Source organism: Haploplasma modicum ATCC 29102, from assembly GCF_000687835.1.
GTDB classification, from domain to species: domain Bacteria; phylum Bacillota_I; class Bacilli_A; order Acholeplasmatales; family Acholeplasmataceae; genus Haploplasma; species Haploplasma modicum.
Genome location: NZ_JHYB01000005.1, coordinates 61,727 through 79,402, shown reverse-complemented (window position 1 = coordinate 79,402; position 17,676 = coordinate 61,727). Strand labels below are relative to the sequence as shown.

The 17,676-nt window shown below is 29.1% G+C and carries 15 protein-coding genes, 1 riboswitch and 1 other annotated feature; of the genes, 5 read left to right on the top strand and 10 right to left on the bottom strand.

Annotated elements, in window-relative coordinates; genetic code table 11:
• Positions 1-43 precede the first annotated feature (43 nt).
• Genes T352_RS0104785 through T352_RS06950 form a run of 4 tightly spaced genes read right to left on the bottom strand, consistent with a single transcriptional unit; the run spans position 44 to position 5,018 of the window.
• A complete protein-coding gene (locus T352_RS0104785) occupies positions 44-1,468 on the bottom strand; it encodes an extracellular solute-binding protein (RefSeq protein WP_026391978.1) in 1,425 nt (474 codons plus the stop codon).
• Positions 1,469-1,505: 37 nt separating this feature from the next.
• Positions 1,506-2,429, bottom strand: a complete 924-nt coding sequence (locus T352_RS0104780; protein ID WP_035345384.1) for a carbohydrate ABC transporter permease — start codon at positions 2,427-2,429, stop codon at positions 1,506-1,508.
• A 10-nt stretch (positions 2,430-2,439) separates the two neighbouring features.
• Positions 2,440-3,366: a carbohydrate ABC transporter permease gene (locus T352_RS0104775; RefSeq protein ID WP_162151207.1), complete on the bottom strand. Its 927-nt coding sequence runs from the start codon at positions 3,364-3,366 to the stop codon at positions 2,440-2,442.
• Positions 3,366-5,018, bottom strand: a complete 1,653-nt coding sequence (locus T352_RS06950) for an ABC transporter ATP-binding protein (protein WP_051615842.1) — start codon at positions 5,016-5,018, stop codon at positions 3,366-3,368. Before T352_RS06950 ends, T352_RS0104775 begins: the two co-directional genes overlap by 1 nt.
• Positions 5,019-5,324: 306 nt before the next feature.
• On the opposite strand from T352_RS06950, the gene T352_RS0104765 reads away from it, so the two are divergent.
• Positions 5,325-6,284, top strand: a complete 960-nt coding sequence (locus T352_RS0104765; RefSeq protein WP_162151206.1) for a hypothetical protein — start codon at positions 5,325-5,327, stop codon at positions 6,282-6,284.
• A complete protein-coding gene (locus T352_RS0104760; RefSeq protein WP_026391974.1) occupies positions 6,281-7,504 on the top strand; it encodes a lamin tail domain-containing protein in 1,224 nt (407 codons plus the stop codon). Before T352_RS0104765 ends, T352_RS0104760 begins: the two co-directional genes overlap by 4 nt.
• A 71-nt stretch (positions 7,505-7,575) precedes the next feature.
• Here the strand turns inward: T352_RS0104760 and asnS are convergent, their stop codons facing one another.
• Entirely contained in the window at positions 7,576-8,961 is a 1,386-nt protein-coding gene (gene asnS, locus T352_RS0104755; protein ID WP_035345381.1) for an asparagine--tRNA ligase, read from the bottom strand.
• A 46-nt stretch (positions 8,962-9,007) separates the two neighbouring features.
• Positions 9,008-9,209 (bottom strand) — a binding site (T-box leader).
• 42 nt (positions 9,210-9,251) lie between these two features.
• Positions 9,252-11,873, bottom strand: a complete 2,622-nt coding sequence (locus T352_RS0104750; RefSeq protein ID WP_026391972.1) for an ABC transporter ATP-binding protein/permease — start codon at positions 11,871-11,873, stop codon at positions 9,252-9,254.
• A 161-nt stretch (positions 11,874-12,034) separates the two neighbouring features.
• Positions 12,035-12,200, top strand: a riboswitch (Lysine riboswitch).
• Between the two features lie 80 nt (positions 12,201-12,280).
• Between T352_RS0104750 and T352_RS0104745 the strand changes: the two genes are divergently transcribed.
• Genes T352_RS0104745 through T352_RS0104735 form a run of 3 tightly spaced genes read left to right on the top strand, consistent with a single transcriptional unit; the run spans position 12,281 to position 14,849 of the window.
• Positions 12,281-13,099: a transporter substrate-binding domain-containing protein gene (locus T352_RS0104745; RefSeq protein ID WP_026391971.1), complete on the top strand. Its 819-nt coding sequence runs from the start codon at positions 12,281-12,283 to the stop codon at positions 13,097-13,099.
• On the top strand, positions 13,099-14,106 hold the full coding sequence (locus T352_RS06600) for an amino acid ABC transporter permease (protein WP_051615841.1): 1,008 nt from the start codon (positions 13,099-13,101) through the stop codon (positions 14,104-14,106). The genes T352_RS0104745 and T352_RS06600 overlap by 1 nt, the downstream gene beginning before the upstream one ends.
• Positions 14,107-14,114: 8 nt before the next feature.
• Positions 14,115-14,849: an amino acid ABC transporter ATP-binding protein gene (locus T352_RS0104735; RefSeq protein WP_026391970.1), complete on the top strand. Its 735-nt coding sequence runs from the start codon at positions 14,115-14,117 to the stop codon at positions 14,847-14,849.
• A 123-nt stretch (positions 14,850-14,972) separates the two neighbouring features.
• Here the strand turns inward: T352_RS0104735 and T352_RS0104730 are convergent, their stop codons facing one another.
• The 4 genes from T352_RS0104730 to T352_RS0104715 form a co-directional block, all read right to left on the bottom strand.
• Positions 14,973-15,329, bottom strand: coding sequence for a YccF domain-containing protein (locus T352_RS0104730; protein WP_026391969.1), 357 nt, complete (start codon positions 15,327-15,329; stop codon positions 14,973-14,975).
• Positions 15,326-15,841, bottom strand: a complete 516-nt coding sequence (locus T352_RS0104725) for a hypothetical protein (protein WP_162151205.1) — start codon at positions 15,839-15,841, stop codon at positions 15,326-15,328. Before T352_RS0104725 ends, T352_RS0104730 begins: the two co-directional genes overlap by 4 nt.
• A gap of 2 nt (positions 15,842-15,843) precedes the next feature.
• The gene (locus T352_RS0104720) at positions 15,844-16,392 is read right to left on the bottom strand and encodes an acetate uptake transporter (RefSeq protein ID WP_026391967.1); all 549 of its coding nucleotides are present in this window, start codon (positions 16,390-16,392) and stop codon (positions 15,844-15,846) included.
• Positions 16,393-16,456: 64 nt separating this feature from the next.
• Positions 16,457-17,617 (bottom strand): coenzyme F420-0:L-glutamate ligase, encoded by a 1,161-nt coding sequence (locus T352_RS0104715; RefSeq protein WP_156951201.1) that lies wholly within the window; start codon positions 17,615-17,617, stop codon positions 16,457-16,459.
• Positions 17,618-17,676 lie beyond the last annotated feature (59 nt).

The following is a 17,676-nucleotide window of genomic DNA, read 5'->3' as shown; positions in this document are numbered from 1 at the left end:
TTATATTATCTAAGCATTTATATGTTTAGTTTAATACCCTCAATTAATTTACAATAAAATCATAAGAAGATTTATATTGTGTGTTGATATATTTATCTAGATCTTCTTGTGTTGCACCTTTGTATGCAAAAATCTTATTTGTTAATGAACCTACTTCACTTCTTGTTTTTGAACTTAAGTTAAATACTGCTGATGTAAAGAAGATTGATTCGTTATCTCTGAACATTTCAATTGAATCTTTAATAACTTTAGCATTTGCTTCAGCAAGAGTTGTTGGGTTTTCTTTAACTCCAGCAACATAGTTTTTCCATGTTTCTGTTTCATATGCAGAAGTTCTAATTGGTGCATATCCTGATTGTAATGAGAATTCTGCAGTTCTTTCAGCTTCTAACATAAATTTAGTAAATAACCATGAAGCAATCATTTGTTGTTCATTTTTTGTTTTGAAAAGGTTAATATTTGGTCCTTGTTGAATTTGTTTTCTATGTTCTAATGTTTTAACAGGAACTGTTGAAACACCTACTCTATATCCAGCATCAAATGCTGCTTGAGCACCTTCATATGAATATCTAGCACCACCTGTTGAACCTACATACATATATAATTTTTTATTTGTTTTCATGATATCTGATGTGTAAGCCCCACCATTTAAGTCTCTAGTTAACATTAAACCTTTATCAACTTTGTCTTTGAAATACTTAATCATTTCTTTTGATTCATCATTATTAAATAAAACTTTACCTCTACCTGTTTCTGCATCAAATCCTGTATATGGAGCTTTGAATTGTTCTGAAGCTGCAATGAAGAAGTTATCTGATGAGTCATAACCAAATGGATATGCATCTGGTTCTCTTTTCTTAATGTCTGCTGCTATTTCAAATACTTCATCCCATGTTTTTGGTGCTTCATAACTGTGTAAATCAAAATATGTTTTGTTGTAGTATAAAGCTTCACTTGATTTTGTAAATGGTAATGATAATACTGTTCCAGCACCATCATAACTTGTTCCTTCTTTCCATAAACCTGATAAGAAGTCTTTTTGTTCTTCTTCAGTATAACCTAGTGTTTTATGTCCAATAAAGTTATTTAAAGCAAGTACTGCTTTACCATATCTTGCAATATGATCTGGATAACTTTGTGAAATATTTGGTTGGTTACCAGCTGGAATTGCAAGAGCAATTTTTTCTGCTAATGCATTATAATCATCTGCTACTTTTTCTTCTTTGATTGTAATGTTTGGGTATGTTTTATTAAACTCACCAATCCATTTTTGTAAAATTGTTTGGTTAGCAGAACCCATTGTATGCCAGAAATCGACTGTTACTTCTGATCCATCATATTTTGCATCTTCTGATAATTCATACCATTCAACGAACTTTTCGCCAGTTTCGCCGCCACGGTCTTTATTACATGCAACTAATGTTAATGATAATACTAACATTAGAACAAACATAATTCTCTTTTTCATTTTTTTTCTCCTTTTCCTATTATGTTAATGCTAATTACTAGCCTTTAACTCCACTTCTAGAAACACCACTCATAATATATTTTCTAAAGACAACAAAGAAAATTAAAAGTGGCACTGTAACAATAACTGTAGCTGCCATTTGGTAGTTCATTAAAACTCTACCGCCCTCAGCTTCATCAACGAATGATGATCTTAACCATGAAGTAACTAATTTATATTTACTATTAGCTACTAGGTTTGGCCAAATATATGCGTTCCATGATCCCATTAATTTTAAAATAGTAATTGTAATAATACTTGATTTTGCCATTGGAACCATAATTTGCCAGAGATATTTAAAGTCTGTACTTCCATCGATTTTAGCTGCATAATATAGCTCATCTGGAATTTGTTTGAAATTTTGTCTAAGTAGATAAATATGGAAGATTGATACCGTAAATGGAACAATCATCGCGAGATACGAACCAATTCCATCATCATTAACCCATCCTAATCTAGATACAGTAACATAGTTTGATAAAACCATCATTTCCCCAGGAATCATCATTGTTGCTAATAATAATGTGAAGATTAAGTCTTTACCTTTAAAATTTAATCTTGCAAGTGCAAAAGCAACTAAGATTGAGAATATTGTTCCTGCTGCTGTTGAGAAGAATGCTACAATTAATGTATTTTTTAAGTAATCCATAAAAGTAATATTACCTTGTGATGTTGATGAGTACAAGAATACTTTTATATAGTTATCTGGACTAAACTCTTTTGGAAAATAACTAATACTAATTGAGTTTAAAACTTCATTATTACTTTGAAGTGATACGTTGAACATCCAGTAGAATGGAATCAAAACAAATAGTGCCATAATTGTTAAGAATGAGTAAGTAATTGTTTTACCTATAATTTTATTTGTTTTTTGAACTACTAGTCTTTTATTTTGTCTGTAGTCTATTTTATTATTTGTCATTTAATTCACCTCAATAATGGACTCTACGTTTACTTACTTGTAAGTTAATAAACGTAAATACTAGAATAATAAGGAATAGTATAACAGCCGCTGCTGCCCCTCTTGAATAGAAGGAAATATATTTTCCATCTAATCCAGGAATACCAATCTTATCATATACATAAGCAACGATTGTCCATCTATCGCGATCAAGTGCTGTTCCGGTTCCACCAGCAACAGACAAGACAGCCTCATAAGACTTAAACGCCCCAATAAACGAAGTAATTAAAAGATAACTAATAGTTGGAGATAGTAATGGTACTGTAATTCTCCATAAAGTTTTAGCTGGTGTTGCTGAGTCAATTTTTGCTGCATCATAATATTGATTTGAGATATTTTGTAAACCTCCAATAAATACTAATATTTTGAATGGAAGTCCATTCCATACAACATAAATTAAAACTACAACCATCCAACTACTTCTAGTTGCTGTTGTTCCAACCCAATCTCTTGATAAGTTAAATAATGAGTTAACTAATCCTTCTGGTAAAATTCCTGGTGTTGCTGAGTGGAAGAATATTAAATTAAATACCATCCCAATCGCAAGAACGTTAGTAACGTATGGAATAAAGAAGATTGTTTGGAATATTTTTTGTAGTGGTTTAATTGAATTTAAACCAACAGCAATCAATAATGCTAAACCTGTCGATAGTGGTACAGATATAAACACAATAATTAATGTATTAACAATGGAATTTAGAAAAATAGGATCTTTAAACACTGCTACATATGCAGCAAAGTCAAAATATGTACCAAATGTATTTGTTGTTGAGTCAAATTGACTAAAAAGTGAAATTCCAATTGTTTTTAATAATGGGAAAAATGTAAATATCGATAGTAGGAGTAGCGGGATTGCCATGTAAGCCCAAGCTTTGTAATCCTTTTTATACTCTAACATTAATTAATTCTCCTTCCGCTTTCTTTATCAAAAACGTACACCTTATTAGGAATTAAATCAAAGTTTACTACTTTTTGATTTCCTAATTCACTATTTTTTGATGAAATAATTACTCGGAAAGATTCTTTTTCTGCTTTGCTGTGATTTGCTACAATTGAGATATCACGGCCAATTGTTTCTGTAAATTGATTATTTAATGTAACTGGACCGTTTGGATTTGGTTCATAACCTTCTGGTCTAATTCCAAGTGTAACCGGACGATTTTTTTCATTTTTAAGAACTTCTGATTCATAAACTGCTTTACCATCTAAATACACTTTACCATCTTTTAATTCTGCTTCAAATGCACTAATTGGTGGAGTTCCTAAGAATTTAGCAACAAATAAGTTTTCTGGTTTATCATAAACTGATTGTGGTGCACCTTTTTGTTGTTCAACACCATAATCCATTAAGATAATTTCATCGGAGATTGACATAGCTTCTTCTTGATCATGTGTAACAAAGATTGTTGTAATTCCTGTTTCTCTTTGAATACGTTTAATTTCTTCTCTTGTTTGAAGTCTAAGTCTTGCATCTAAGTTTGATAGTGGTTCGTCAAGTAATAAAACTTTAGGTTTTTTAACTAAAGCACGTGCAATAGCAACCCTTTGTTGTTGTCCACCTGATAATTGTGCTGGTTTCTTTTCTAATTGATCTTCAATACCAACTAGTTTTGCCATTTCAACAACTGCGTCTTCCATTTCAAGTTTATAGTTACGTGATTTAGCTTCATTAATTAATTTAATACTTTCTGGTGTTATTTTATCTAACCCTAATGCAAATTTTGCTTTTTGTTCTTCTGTTGCATTTGTTTTATCAAAATTTGCATTAGCAATATATTCTTTTTTAGCTAATTCAAACTTATCAACAACAAGTTTGTGATTTTCTTTCATTGTTTTTAATAAAGTTTCATAGTTTTCTGGACGTAAATCATTTTTTAGTTTTAAGTATTCTTGTTCAAATCCTTTTACCGAATTATTTAATTCTGCAAGTGCTTTTTCACGTTTTTCCTTTAAAACTAATTTTGCTTTTTCAATTTGTTCTTTGTCTTTTGTTTTTTTGATTTGTTTAAATTCTGATTCTGCAGTGAAGATATCACCTTTATAAATTGTTTTCGCTTCACTTTCTAATCTTGCATACTTATAATTTATATTTTCTAATTTATCATTATATTCATAATAAAGTGTTGCTTCTTTATTACTATCTAATAGGTACGCTTCCTTATATGCTTGTTTAATGGCATTTTTCTTAATATTCATGTTTTCTAAAGGAAACATGATATTCTTTCTAATTGTCATATGTGGATATAAGGCATAGTTTTGAAATACTAGACCAATTCCTCTTTTTTCTGGTGATAATTCAGTAACATCTTCATCACCAAAGAAAATCTTTCCTCTTGTCGGTGCATGTAGTCCCGCAATCATGTAAAGTGTTGTTGATTTACCACACCCTGATGGTCCTAAAAGGCCCACTAATTTTCCTTCTGGAATTAAAACGTCAAAATCATTAACAGCTTTTGTTTCTCTACCATCTTTTTTATCATAAAAGATTTTTGTAAGATTTTCTAGCTTAATTGCTATTCCTGAAGTTTGACTCTTGTTTGTCTCTTTCATATATATCTCCTTTTTAATTTATATTCGACTTAGTAATAACTCATAACCAATTTTTATATTTTAATTGATTTTTAAATAAAAATAAAAATGAATAAAATTAACTCCTTATTTCTACACTTCTTTAAATAAACGTAAAATTACCTCCATTAATCTTCTTCATTTTTAATTATTTATCAATTATGATTAATTATATTAAAACTTTGACAAATCACATTGTTATTATATAATAGTTGTGTATATTTTTCAACCATAAAAACTATAAACACTTGGTTAGTAAAGTTAAGTTGAAACTAGAAAGGAAGTAAAATGGCTAAACTAATTCCAAAAATCCTCTATTTTATCTTAATTGTCCTTTCAACATTCCTCATAATATCTTATAGTGAGGCAAATAAAATAGAAAAATTTTTAATAAGTCAGACAAATAGTTCGAGAGAATCTGATCTTGATTTAATTCAAACTGTTGCGCTTACATACAGCAATAAAAAGAACGATTCATATACATATGAAGACCCTCTGTTTAATGAAAAATACGAACTAAGGGATAGTGAGGGAGAAATTGTTTATTCTTTTAACTTAGTAATGTACCGCTACATCGAAGTTGAAGGAAAGAAAACAAATAATTCACTGGCAATCATCTTAAACAATTTAATGGTTTTTGATGAAAATAAGGTGTTGGATGATACAACTAATCCAATAATTGATATTGATATGAACTATGAGAGATCATTTATGATAAATGGTAAGGAATTTAGTTCATCAAAAGAAAGATTTCAACACTATGTTGGGACTGGAAAATCGCTTCTACTATTTAATTATGAGTATCTAAAAGATAGTGTCAGCTATATTAACATTAAAGATATTACCTTTAAATATTTAGTAAAAGGTGATTCATATGTTACAATGCTTACTTTATTAAATAGTGATATATCAGATATCGTTATAAAAGATTCTCTTGGAAACGAAGTTAATAGAGAACTAAATACAATAACTAGTGATAAAATAACACTACCTACTATCGATTTAAATGAAATAAAAAGTGATTCAAAGTATTACTATAATAATACCCTTAAAAAGAAACTAAGTAGCTATAACACTGAATATGTTAAAAATATTTTACTTGAGCTATTATTTGTAATTCCATTAACTTACTTCTTATTTTTCCATAAAGAAGTAATGTTAATAAGAGAAAGAAAAAAAGATCAGGAAAATAAAAGAATTTCTACAATTAAAGAAGAATTAGTTAAGAAAGAAGAGGAGAAAAAATGAAAAAAATATTATACATAATCTTACCTGCTATTATTATTCTTGGATTAGTTGCTTGTGGTGGCAATAAAGAGTTAAATCTTGTAATATCAAAGTTATATACTGCATCAAACTCTGACAATAACACTATTGAACTTTATAATAATACAGATAAAGATATTGATTTAAAATCATTTTCAATTGATATTTATAATAATGGGGAAGCAACAATTCAAAACGATTATGCATTAAGTGGCGTTATTAAAGCAAACAGTTTTTACGCTATTGCTGGACCAGATGTTGAAGATGAAATTAAAGGTAAAATTGATTTAGTTTTAGATGATAGATTGTCATTTAATGGTGATGATGCTATTGCATTATCAAATAAAGGAAAGATAGTTGATGTTATTGGTACTATTGGGGTTGATCTTACATTTTCAGCTAACTTAACCTTAATTAAATTAGGTAATAAGGAAGATTTTAAAGCAACAAAAACTTATGATTCATATGATTATATAGCTTATATTCCAGATCTATTCAAGTATTTGAAAAATGATGATTATGAAATTAAAACTTTCGAAGATTTATTAAAAGGCCCAAGACTTGAACAACGTTATAAAGAGATGGATTATGCAAAAGCTGGTACAACAGGAACTGTTAATATTGGTACTGGGGGAGCAATTAAAGTAACACTTAGATCTATTGCTGATGGTGATACTGCTACTTTCCAACCTGTAGTTAATACACCTGGATACTCAAATGGAAACTCAGTTAGATATTATTATATTAATACTCCTGAAGTTGATGGTTCTAAAGTAAGTGCTGAACCTTGGGGTTATGTTGCAAGTAAATTAAATAAAGAATATATCTTAAATCAACACTCATCAAAAGAATTATATGTTCAATCATTCCCGAATACACAAACAACAGAAACATATGGTAGAAACCTAGGACTTGTTTGGATTAATAATCAGTTATCCCAGTTTTTAACTGTTGCTGAAGGTTTAAGTGAAAGAATGCCAGATAAATATACAGAAAATGATATTTTACTTACATATAAAGAAGTTCCATATTTAACATTCCTTAGATTTGCAGAAAGAAATGCAGTCTTAAAGGGATGGGGTTTATATGGTTATCCAAATAAGCCAGATGGAGAAAAATCACCAGACTGGGATTATGTAGCAAATAAATTACTAACAACAAAACCAGTGTGGGAACCACATAATACAATTATTTTTGAATAATAAATATTAAATCCTCTTATGAGGATTTTTTTATGCATAAAAAAAGACTTGAATAAATCAAGTCTAATTAATTAAAATTCTAAGTTTTTCGGTGTTCTTGGGAAAGGTATTACGTCTCTAATGTTTTCAACACCTGTTAAATACATAATAAGTCTTTCAAATCCTAAACCAAATCCTGAGTGAACACATCCACCATATCTTCTTAAATCTACATACCAGTCAAGTGATTCTACTGGAACATTCATTTGGTTCATTCGTTCAATTAGTCTTTCTTCGTCTTCTTCTCTTTGTGAACCACCAATTAATTCACCAGATCCAGGAACAAGTAAGTCCATTGCAGCAACAGTTTTTCCATCACTATTTAATTTCATGTAAAATGCTTTGATATCTTTTGGCCAGTCTGTTACAAAGACCGGACAATCAAAATGTTCTTCAGTTAAATATCTTTCATGTTCTGTTGATAAATCTTCACCTTGTTTTGGTAAGACATTCCACTTTTTATTTGCCTTTAATAAGATATTTACTGCTTCTTCATGTGTTATTCTTTCAAACTTTTTAGATAATACATTTTCAAGTCTATCTTTTAATTTTGTATCAACAAATTTGTTGAAAAAATCCATTTCTTCAGGTAGTTTATCAAATACATATTTAATAACATACTTAACCATTTCTTCTGCCATATCCATATTATCATTAATGTCTGCAAATGCCATTTCTGGTTCAATCATCCAAAATTCACTAGCATGACGTTGTGTGTTTGAATTTTCCGCTCTAAAAGTTGGGCCAAAGGTATAAATATTTCTAAATGCCATAGCAAAAGCTTCACCTTCTAATTGTCCTGTTACAGTTAAGTGGGCTTCTTTACCGAAGAAATCATCTTCATAATAAACTTTACCATCTTTATCTTTTGGAATATCTTTTAGTGGTAGAGTTGTTACGTTGAACATTTGACCTGCACCTTCACCATCATTGCCTGTTATGATTGGACTATGGGTATACACAAATCCTTTTTCTTGGAAGAATGTATGAATTGCATGAGCAGCAACACTTCTTAATCTAAATACTGCTTGGAATAGGTTTGTTCTACTTCTAAGATGAGCTACTTCTCTTAAAAATTCTCTTGTGTGTCTTTTTGGTTGAATTGGATAATCTTCTTTAGACCCACCAAGTAAAACTACTTCACTCGCTTTTATTTCAAATGGTTGTTTCGCATTTGGGGTAAGAACTAAAATTCCTTTTATACTAATTGAACTACCTACTCTTATTTTTTGAATATCTTTAAAGTTTTCTAATTCACTTTCATAAACAACCTGAACTCCGTTAAAAAAAGAACCATCATGAAAATCAATAAAACCAAATTCTTTTTGAGCTCTATTATTTCTAACCCAACCCTTAACAAGAATTTCTTTATTTTCAAACATTTCTTTTTTGTCATATATCTCTTTTACTAATACCATTTTATTTCCTCCTTTTAATATATAAAAAAGTCCCTAGACAATATTGTCTAAGGACGTAAATTTACGCGGTACCACCTTAGTTCTAGTTTCCTAGCACTCTTATCTCTTAACGCGAGTAACGTCTGGTTCTACTTAATTTCTTCCAGCTCTCAGAAATGTTCTTCATTAATAAGTACTTATTAGGTTTCACCAAGCCCTAACTCTCTTTAAAATAATTTATTAATTACTCTTTTCTTCAACGATTTATTTTATTATATAATTATTAGCTAATCTTGTCAATCCTAATTAGATTATTCAGTTCTTAGTGCTTCAACTGGATCTTTCTTAGCAGCCGATCTAGATGGGATTAATCCTGAAATAACTGTTAGTAAAACACTTATTGAAATCATAATGATTGCGTAGTGTGCTGGGAATCCTGCAATGTTTGAACCTAGTGATTTAACAACAATTAAGTTTATGATAAATGTTGCTAAATAGGTAAAGCCAATTGCAATTATTCCTGCAGATAAGCCAATAATTACAGTTTCTGCAACAAATAGATTTGATACGTCTTTCTTACTTCCACCAAGAGATCTAATAACACCAATCTCTTTAACTCTCTCTACAACTGATACGTAAGTAATAATTGCAATCATCACACATGATACAACTAAAGCTAGTGTTGTAAATCCAATTAGTGCTATTGTTATTACGTTAATGATATTTTGAATCATAGCAAACACAATTGATAGGTTATCTGAATAAACAATTTTTGCTCTATCATCATCCATATTATTCCAATTATCTAAATATTCTGTTACTTTATCTTTATGTTTTAAGTTAACAGGATAGATTGAGATTTTACTTGCTAGTGATTGTCCACCTACATCTCTTTTTGTAAGTGAATATAAACTTTGGATATTTGGGTTTATAGCGCCAATCATATCAGCCATTTGATTTGTCTTACCAACAAATCCAGTTAAGTTTAATCTATCTTCGCCTAAGTAATTATATGAATACTTAAATGTAATTCCTATTTCACCACCGCCATTAATTTTTCCACTGTTGATAATGTAGTTATCGCCTTTTTCATTAAAATATTTTACTATTTTTGATTCACTACTATTTTCAATTATATGGTTTGTAAGTTCGTTAGTATAGTAAAAACCACTTGTAAGACTACCATAATTAATATGTTCTTTAGGCTCTAAAATACCTACAACTTTTAACTCAATACCTTGATCATTAGTTTCAAAGTCTTTACTATATGCATTGTAGTAAAATGGATTAAATTCTTTGTTTGGTAAATTATTTTCCTTAAATACTATATCATTTGGATACCAAACAAATTTCTTATTCATTAATTCTTCATAACTAAATTTTTCTATATCAACAATACTTGGATCATATTTTGGATCATCTAATGCCTTTAAGATCATATTTATAAACTGTTCTTGATTATAATATCCAAGCTGTGCTAAAGTTAAGTCTGAAATTAAACCATCACTGTTTAGAACTAGCATAATTTCATTTTTACTTTCTGCAACCTTACCTTCTAAGATATCATATTGTTCTAAAATATAACTAGAATTATTTGGTGCTTCTGCTAAAATATTAGTAAAGTTACTAATTAGATTTGCATAAGAACTGGTTGCTTCATTTTCTTTTAAAATTGAAGTATAAATAGTTTTAAGTGCACTTACTGAGATATTTTCAAACTCTGTGTCATTTTCATAAAAATCAAAATATAGGTTATTTGTTATATCTATTTCTCGGTCTAAGTAGATTGCTGCATAATCTTCTTTTGGCATATCTAATACATAATTTATATACTCTTCAGTAATATCATTTTCAATAAACATGCTGCTTGATTGTTGACTTCTCTTAGCAATCATTTCAACTACTTTTTCAACACCAACATAACCAATCTCTTTAAAGACTTCAACTTTTTCGCCAACAGTCATTCCACTCATCATACTTTCTAAATCAAGAGCACTTTTTGTTATCGTAATAGGATTACCTGATAACATATCTTCTTGTGTTTTAGTAATAAATGACCGAACACCAAAAGATAGTGATAATACTAGCGAAATACCAATAATACCAATTGAACTAGCAATACTTGTTAAAATACTTCTATTTCTTTTATTAAGTAAATTTTGAATTGATAGTTTAAATGTAGTCCACCAAGTCATTTTAGCTTGTTCTTTTTTGTTTGAAGGTTTTTTATTATAGAGTGATTCTTTCTCTTTATTAGTTAGAGGATTTGAATCATCTAACACATTACCATCTAGTAAGTTAATTATTCTTGTTGAGTATTTCTCTGCTAAATTTGGATTATGGGTAACCATAATAACTAATCTATCTTTTGCTACTTCTTTGATTAAATCCATAATTTGCACTGATGTTTTAGTATCTAGCGCACCTGTTGGTTCATCAGCAAGTAAGATTTCCGGATCATTAACTAATGCTCTAGCAATAGCAACTCTCTGACTTTGTCCCCCAGATAATTGATTAGGCTTTTTATAATACTGATCACTTAGCCCAACTTTATCTAGTGCTTCTTTTGCTTTTTTTGTTCTTTCTTCTTTACTTAATCCTGCAATGGTTAATGCCAACTCAACGTTTGAGATAACAGTTTGATGAGGAATTAAATTATAACTTTGAAAGATAAAACCAATTCGGTGGTTTCTATAAACATTCCAATCTTTTTCTTTAAACTCACTTGTTTCTCTACCATTAATAATTAGTTGACCTTCACTATAATGATCAAGTCCACCTATAATATTTAAAAGTGTTGTCTTACCACTACCACTAGGACCAAGGATTGATACAAACTCATTTTCTCTAAAGTCTAAATTAATTCCTTTTAGAGCTAAAAACTTAGTATCTGCAACTTTATATTCTTTTTTAATTTTCTTTAGTACTAACAATTTATCACCTTGCCTTTTTTATATTAGTTATATTATATCTTATAATTGATAAAACACTTGTTTTGTACATTATTTTTCATAATAAGATAGTTATATAAGACATATTTACATATTTCATTTGACAACACTCTAAATATGTTATAAAATGAATGAAACTAAAAAATATAGCATGAGGTAGCGATGCAAATTAGTAAAGTGTGGAGAAGGCATTCTGTGAAACACTTGAAAGGTAGTCATCGCCGAATATATATTTATGGCAGTAAATATATATGGTGTTAAAGGGAATACTTTTAATACTCCTACTTTGGTAGAGGCGCTTGCATAAATTAACATTTATGATTTTAAGCGTCCTCTTGGATGCTTTTTATTTTTTCAGTAAAATAAAAATAGGAAAAGAGGAAGTAAAAATGAAAAAAATATTTTCATTAATTGTGGTAATAATACTAGCAATTACGCTAGTAGGATGTAAGAAAAATAGTGGTGATTATATCACTGTTGGACTAGAAGCTGATTATCCACCATTTAACTGGTATGAAACATCAAAAAATGATTATAACCACCCAATACATGGACAAAGAAACGCCTATGTTGCAGGTTATGATGTTGAAGTTGCTAAGTTTGTTGCTGAAAAACTTGGTAAAGAATTAAGAATTAAAATGATTGCTTGGGATTCATTATCTCCAGCACTTACAACAGGTGAAATTGATTTAATCATTGCTGGTATGAGTCCAACTGAAGAACGTAAATTAACAATTGATTTTACAAACCCATATTATACTTCAAACCACGTTGCTGTAGTATTAGCTAATGGTAAATATGCAAACATCACTGGCTTAGAAGGTTTAAGAGGTTCTAAAGGTATGGGACAAAAAGGTACACTATATGCTAAATTAGTTGAGTTTGTAGGTGAAAATCATGGTGCTACTGTTCAACCTGTTGCTGATACAGTTCCACTAATAACAACAAGTATCTTAAATGGGGGAACTGATTTTACAATAGTTGAAAAACCTGTTGCTTTAGGAATGGTTACTGCTGATAGTAGATTAAAAATTGTTTTAGACGTTACAGAAAATATCTTTAATGTCTTAGATGAAGACCGCGAAATTTCAATTGGTATTAGAAAAGAATATGAACTAAAAGAAGATATTAATAATATACTAGCAACTATTACACAAGAAATGAGAAATAGTTGGATGGATACTGCAGTAGAAAGAGCTGGTAATTAATGCCTGGTTTAAAGAATGTATTTAAGCAAATAGGGAAGGCAATTGCCTTCCTATTTGTCAGTTTATATAGATTATTTTTATTTTTATTAGATAATACAATAGGTCTTATCTTTAGTAAAAAATTTAATGGTTATAATAAAGCCTTAGATAAAGACAAAGTTTGGTATAAAGTTAGATTTGTTTTACAAATATTAGTTTTACTTTTATTAATATTTAGTTTCAATGAAATTTATTACTATACAATTGGTCAAGTTATTGGTAGTTTTATTACATGGATTGGTACTTTATTTAAAGAGACAAGTATTTATGGCAAAATATTAATTGAGTATGGCCATAAATTCTCAGAAGGTATTGGAACAACTCTCTACTTGTCACTAATTGGAACAACAATTGGTTTTATCTTTGCTATTTTCTTAAGCTTAATTGTTACTTTAAAACGTTATCCAGAAGACGGAGTTATTAAAAAGACTTTTAAAAGTATTGGTAAGTGGTTTGTTAAAACTTATGTAACAGTTATTCGTGGTACTCCAATGATGGTTCAAGCGATGATCATATATTGGGGAGGTAAGACATTTGTTGATTGGGACCATTTAGTAGCCGCACTCGTTGTTGTCTCACTAAATACTACTGCTTACTTAACAGAGGTATTAAGAGGTGGTATTGAATCAATTGATAAAGGGCAACAAGAAGGTGGTTTATCACTTGGATTATCTAATTTCCAAACAATGATGACAATTGTTTTCCCACAAGCAATTAAAAACTCAATGGCATCAATAGGTAATGAGTTTGTTATTAACATTAAAGATACATCAGTATTATCTGTTATTCTAGTTGTTGATTTATTTAGGGTTGCACAACTTGCACAAGCTAAATATTTAAACCCATTCCCACCATTTATTATTGTTGCTGTAATTTATCTAATTTTAACTTCTACAATAACAGCAATCTTAAAACGTTTATCTAAAGTCCTTGAAGTTCCTGAAGTTAAACTTCCAAGTGCAAATTAGGTGGTATTATGAAAAATATATTTAAAATAAAAAATTTGAAAAAAAGTTTTGGAAATAATGATGTATTAAAAGACATAAACTTTGATGTTACTGAAGGAGAAATTATCTCAATTATTGGTTCTTCTGGTAGTGGTAAATCAACACTACTTAGATGTTTAAATCTTTTAGAGTATCCAAATAGTGGAGAAATTATTTATAATAACTTATCAATCTTAAACAACATGAGAAATGTTAATTTACTTAGAAGTGAAGTTGGAATGGTTTTTCAAAACTTTAACCTTTTTAATAACAAAAATGTTTTAGACAACTGTACTTTAAGTCAAATGAAAGTCTTAAAAAGAAGCCGTGAAGAAGCAACAGAGATTGCTATTAACAACTTAAAGAAAGTTGGAATGGGTGAATTTATTCACCAAGACGTTAAAACATTATCAGGTGGGCAAAAACAAAGAGTCGCAATAGCAAGAAGTCTTTCAATGGAGCCAAGAGTACTTCTCTTTGATGAGCCAACTAGTGCACTTGATCCAGAGATGGTTGGGGAAGTTTTAAATGTTATTAAAGACTTAACAAAGCTTGGTATGACAATGATTATTGTAACTCATGAAATGGCTTTTGCTAAAGAAATATCAGATAGAATAATTTTTATGGATAGTGGCGTCATTGCTGAAGAGGGAAGTCCTGAACAATTATTTAATAATCCAAAAGAACAAAGAACAAAAGAGTTCTTGAAAAGATTTAATAGCTAATTAACTAAAGATATTAAGTATTATTTACTTGATATCTTTTTATTTATCTTTAAATACTACAATCAATATACAAAAAAACACTAACTCTTCTATAAATAGAGTTAGTGTCTATGTTTATTAAACTTATCTTACTTTAGCACCAAATGGAAATAATCCAAGTGTTGCCATTTTAAATGATTGAAGACCAAATGGTATTCCGATAATTGTTATACAAAGTACAATTCCTGAACCAATATATGTTAGAAACATTCCCCAACCAACAAATATTACCCAAATAACATTAGCTATTGGATGTTTCCCAAAATTTAAATCAATGGTTTTACCAAATGGAGCAAGTGATAACTTTGCATACTTGAAGCATTGTTTACCAAAAGGTATGAAAATAATTGTTATACAAAGTATTAGTCCTAGTAAAAACCAACCAAGTGCCGTAAATAGGCCACCGAAGATAATCCATAAAATATTTCCTATTAATCTCATATATATTTCTCCCATATGTTTATATAGTTTGAATCAAACCTTACTGTAGTTATTAGTTCAAAGGGAATAATACTTATTTCTTCATTCCAAATTCCATCAACACTAAAGTCTTTAAACCAAATACTATCAAAAGTTACACTAACTATTTTACCTATTAAGAAAAAATTATCGTCATCATGGTATTCTCTTTCAATTGAAATAATTTTATCCATTTTATATAAATCATTAAAGATTGTCTCAAATGATTCTAAATTAATTTTATAAGGTTTAATCTTTTCGATTAATCCTTCTTTTTCATTTATTTTACTTGAGAAATTATCAATTATTTTTGTTTCTTCAATATCATGAACCAATCTAATTTGATATCCTTCTAGTTTAAAATCAAACTCTTCAACACCAAAATAAAATGTTTCATTATAATCTATTATATAAAAGAATAAAGCTTCTCTATTATATAATTTTTTAACGCCCAGTAGTTTTTTATCTAATAAACTTATCTTTAGATCTTCCATTATTATAAAGGAAAAATATCTTTCCCAAACTCTGTATTAATAATTTGACCCATTGCATCATATAATGCAAGTGATCCAGAAATAATTCCTACAACACCAGCAATTGTTGTTATTGTTTGTGAGTTTGCAAAATCACCAATTGCAAGTAAGTAAAATAATAATGCAAGACTACCAAATACTAATTTTGAAATTGTATTATGTTTTAATGTTCCCACAAACATTGCTGTTGTGAAAATTCCCCATAATAATAAATAAAAGCCCATTGATGTTTTATCAGCTACAACATGTTTTGGCCCTACTAACCAAATTGTAACTAAACTTAACCAGAAGAAACCAAATGCAGTAAATGCTGTTCCTCCAAATGTATTACCTCTTTTATATTCTAATAAACCTGCAACAACTTGTGCAAGACCACCCAGTGCAATTCCCATTGCAACTATCACAACTGATAATTGTATGATTCCTGCATTATGAAGGTTTAATAAAATTGTTGTCATTCCAAATCCAATTAACCCTAGTGGTGCTGGATTAGCTATTTTATTTTGTTCCATAATAATCTCTCCTCTTCTTTCTCCAAATAATATGATAGCAAATATAATTTATTTAGCAAGCATTTTAAAAGTAATTTTGGATTAAAACAACCGGTGTGCCTTTATCCCCACTACCACTTACTAAATCACATAGTGAACCTATTAAATCAACATATCTTCTTGGAGTTGTTCCAAGCATGCTGTCTTGTGATAAGGTGTTATTTTTCTTATCTTTTCTTAAACTTTCAATTGCTTTTTCTAGTTCATCTTTACTTAAATTCTTAAACTCATTTTCTGATAAGTATTTAAGCTTAAACTCAACTGGACTACCCATTAAGCCTTTTGTATAAAAGGGTGATACAACAGGATCTGCTAATTCCCAAATCTTGCTTACTGGATCTTTGAATGCTCCGTCCCCATAAATTAAAATTTCAAGCTTTTTGTTTGTTTGTTCATAAATAATATTTTGAATATTTTCTAGTAACTCATAGTTTTCATTAGGAAATAATTTTAAACTATCTTTAGTTGCTAGATTAGATCCAAGTAGGCCGTATTTTTTATTAAAGCCACTTTCATTAATACTTTCAGTAGATATGTCATCAAGACCATATACCTTGCTAAACTTATCTTTATTTCTTATTTTTTCTTTAGTTTCAAATCTTGTGTGAATATCTGATACTAAAACATTTTTAGTATATTTTAAAATATCTTCCGGATTGTTTGAAAAGACAAATTTAACACTGCTTTTTTCATCAAGACAAATATTTCTATAATAATCAACTATATTAACATTTGTCCAAGGATGTTTAAAATTAGAAAAGTTTTTCAAATAATCTTCTTCACTAATTAAATCAAAGTTTGAGTTTATATCTTTTAATACTTTTAAATCTAAGACAGGATTACCCACTTCATCATTAGGATAACTAAGCATAATTGTAATATCCTTTTTAGCGCGAGCAATCGCCTTTAAGATAATAGAAAATCTGTTTCTAGAAAGAATCGGAAAAACAACGCCAATATCATCACCTTCAAATTTATTATTTAAGTCAGTAACAACATCTTTAATATCAACAAAATTACCAATGCTAATACTTACAACACTTTCAGTAATTCCAATTATATCTCGGTCGTTTAATTCATAATTATTAACACTTGCATCTTTTAAAATACTATCAGCAACTATTTGTGCTAAATTATCACCTTTTCTAATTATTGGTGTTTTAATACCTCTCGCAATTGTATTCATCAAGATTCCTCCCTTTTTTACTAATTTAGTATATCATATAATGGTATAATATTAGTATA

Bases quoted from the DNA above. Each gene is read 5' to 3' on its own strand.
- T352_RS0104785 (WP_026391978.1), bottom strand. From the start codon at position 1,468: ATGAAAAAGAGAATTATGTTTGTTCTAATGTTAGTATTATCATTAACA.
- T352_RS0104780 (WP_035345384.1), bottom strand. From the start codon at position 2,429: ATGACAAATAATAAAATAGACTACAGACAAAATAAAAGACTAGTAGTT.
- T352_RS0104775 (WP_162151207.1), bottom strand. From the start codon at position 3,366: ATGTTAGAGTATAAAAAGGATTACAAAGCTTGGGCTTACATGGCAATC.
- T352_RS06950 (WP_051615842.1), bottom strand. From the start codon at position 5,018: ATGAAAGAGACAAACAAGAGTCAAACTTCAGGAATAGCAATTAAGCTA.
- T352_RS0104765 (WP_162151206.1), top strand. From the start codon at position 5,325: ATGGCTAAACTAATTCCAAAAATCCTCTATTTTATCTTAATTGTCCTT.
- T352_RS0104760 (WP_026391974.1), top strand. From the start codon at position 6,281: ATGAAAAAAATATTATACATAATCTTACCTGCTATTATTATTCTTGGA.
- asnS (WP_035345381.1), bottom strand. From the start codon at position 8,961: ATGGTATTAGTAAAAGAGATATATGACAAAAAAGAAATGTTTGAAAAT.
- T352_RS0104745 (WP_026391971.1), top strand. From the start codon at position 12,281: ATGAAAAAAATATTTTCATTAATTGTGGTAATAATACTAGCAATTACG.
- T352_RS06600 (WP_051615841.1), top strand. From the start codon at position 13,099: ATGCCTGGTTTAAAGAATGTATTTAAGCAAATAGGGAAGGCAATTGCC.
- T352_RS0104735 (WP_026391970.1), top strand. From the start codon at position 14,115: ATGAAAAATATATTTAAAATAAAAAATTTGAAAAAAAGTTTTGGAAAT.
- T352_RS0104730 (WP_026391969.1), bottom strand. From the start codon at position 15,329: ATGAGATTAATAGGAAATATTTTATGGATTATCTTCGGTGGCCTATTT.
- T352_RS0104725 (WP_162151205.1), bottom strand. From the start codon at position 15,841: ATGGAAGATCTAAAGATAAGTTTATTAGATAAAAAACTACTGGGCGTT.
- T352_RS0104720 (WP_026391967.1), bottom strand. From the start codon at position 16,392: ATGGAACAAAATAAAATAGCTAATCCAGCACCACTAGGGTTAATTGGA.
- T352_RS0104715 (WP_156951201.1), bottom strand. From the start codon at position 17,617: ATGAATACAATTGCGAGAGGTATTAAAACACCAATAATTAGAAAAGGT.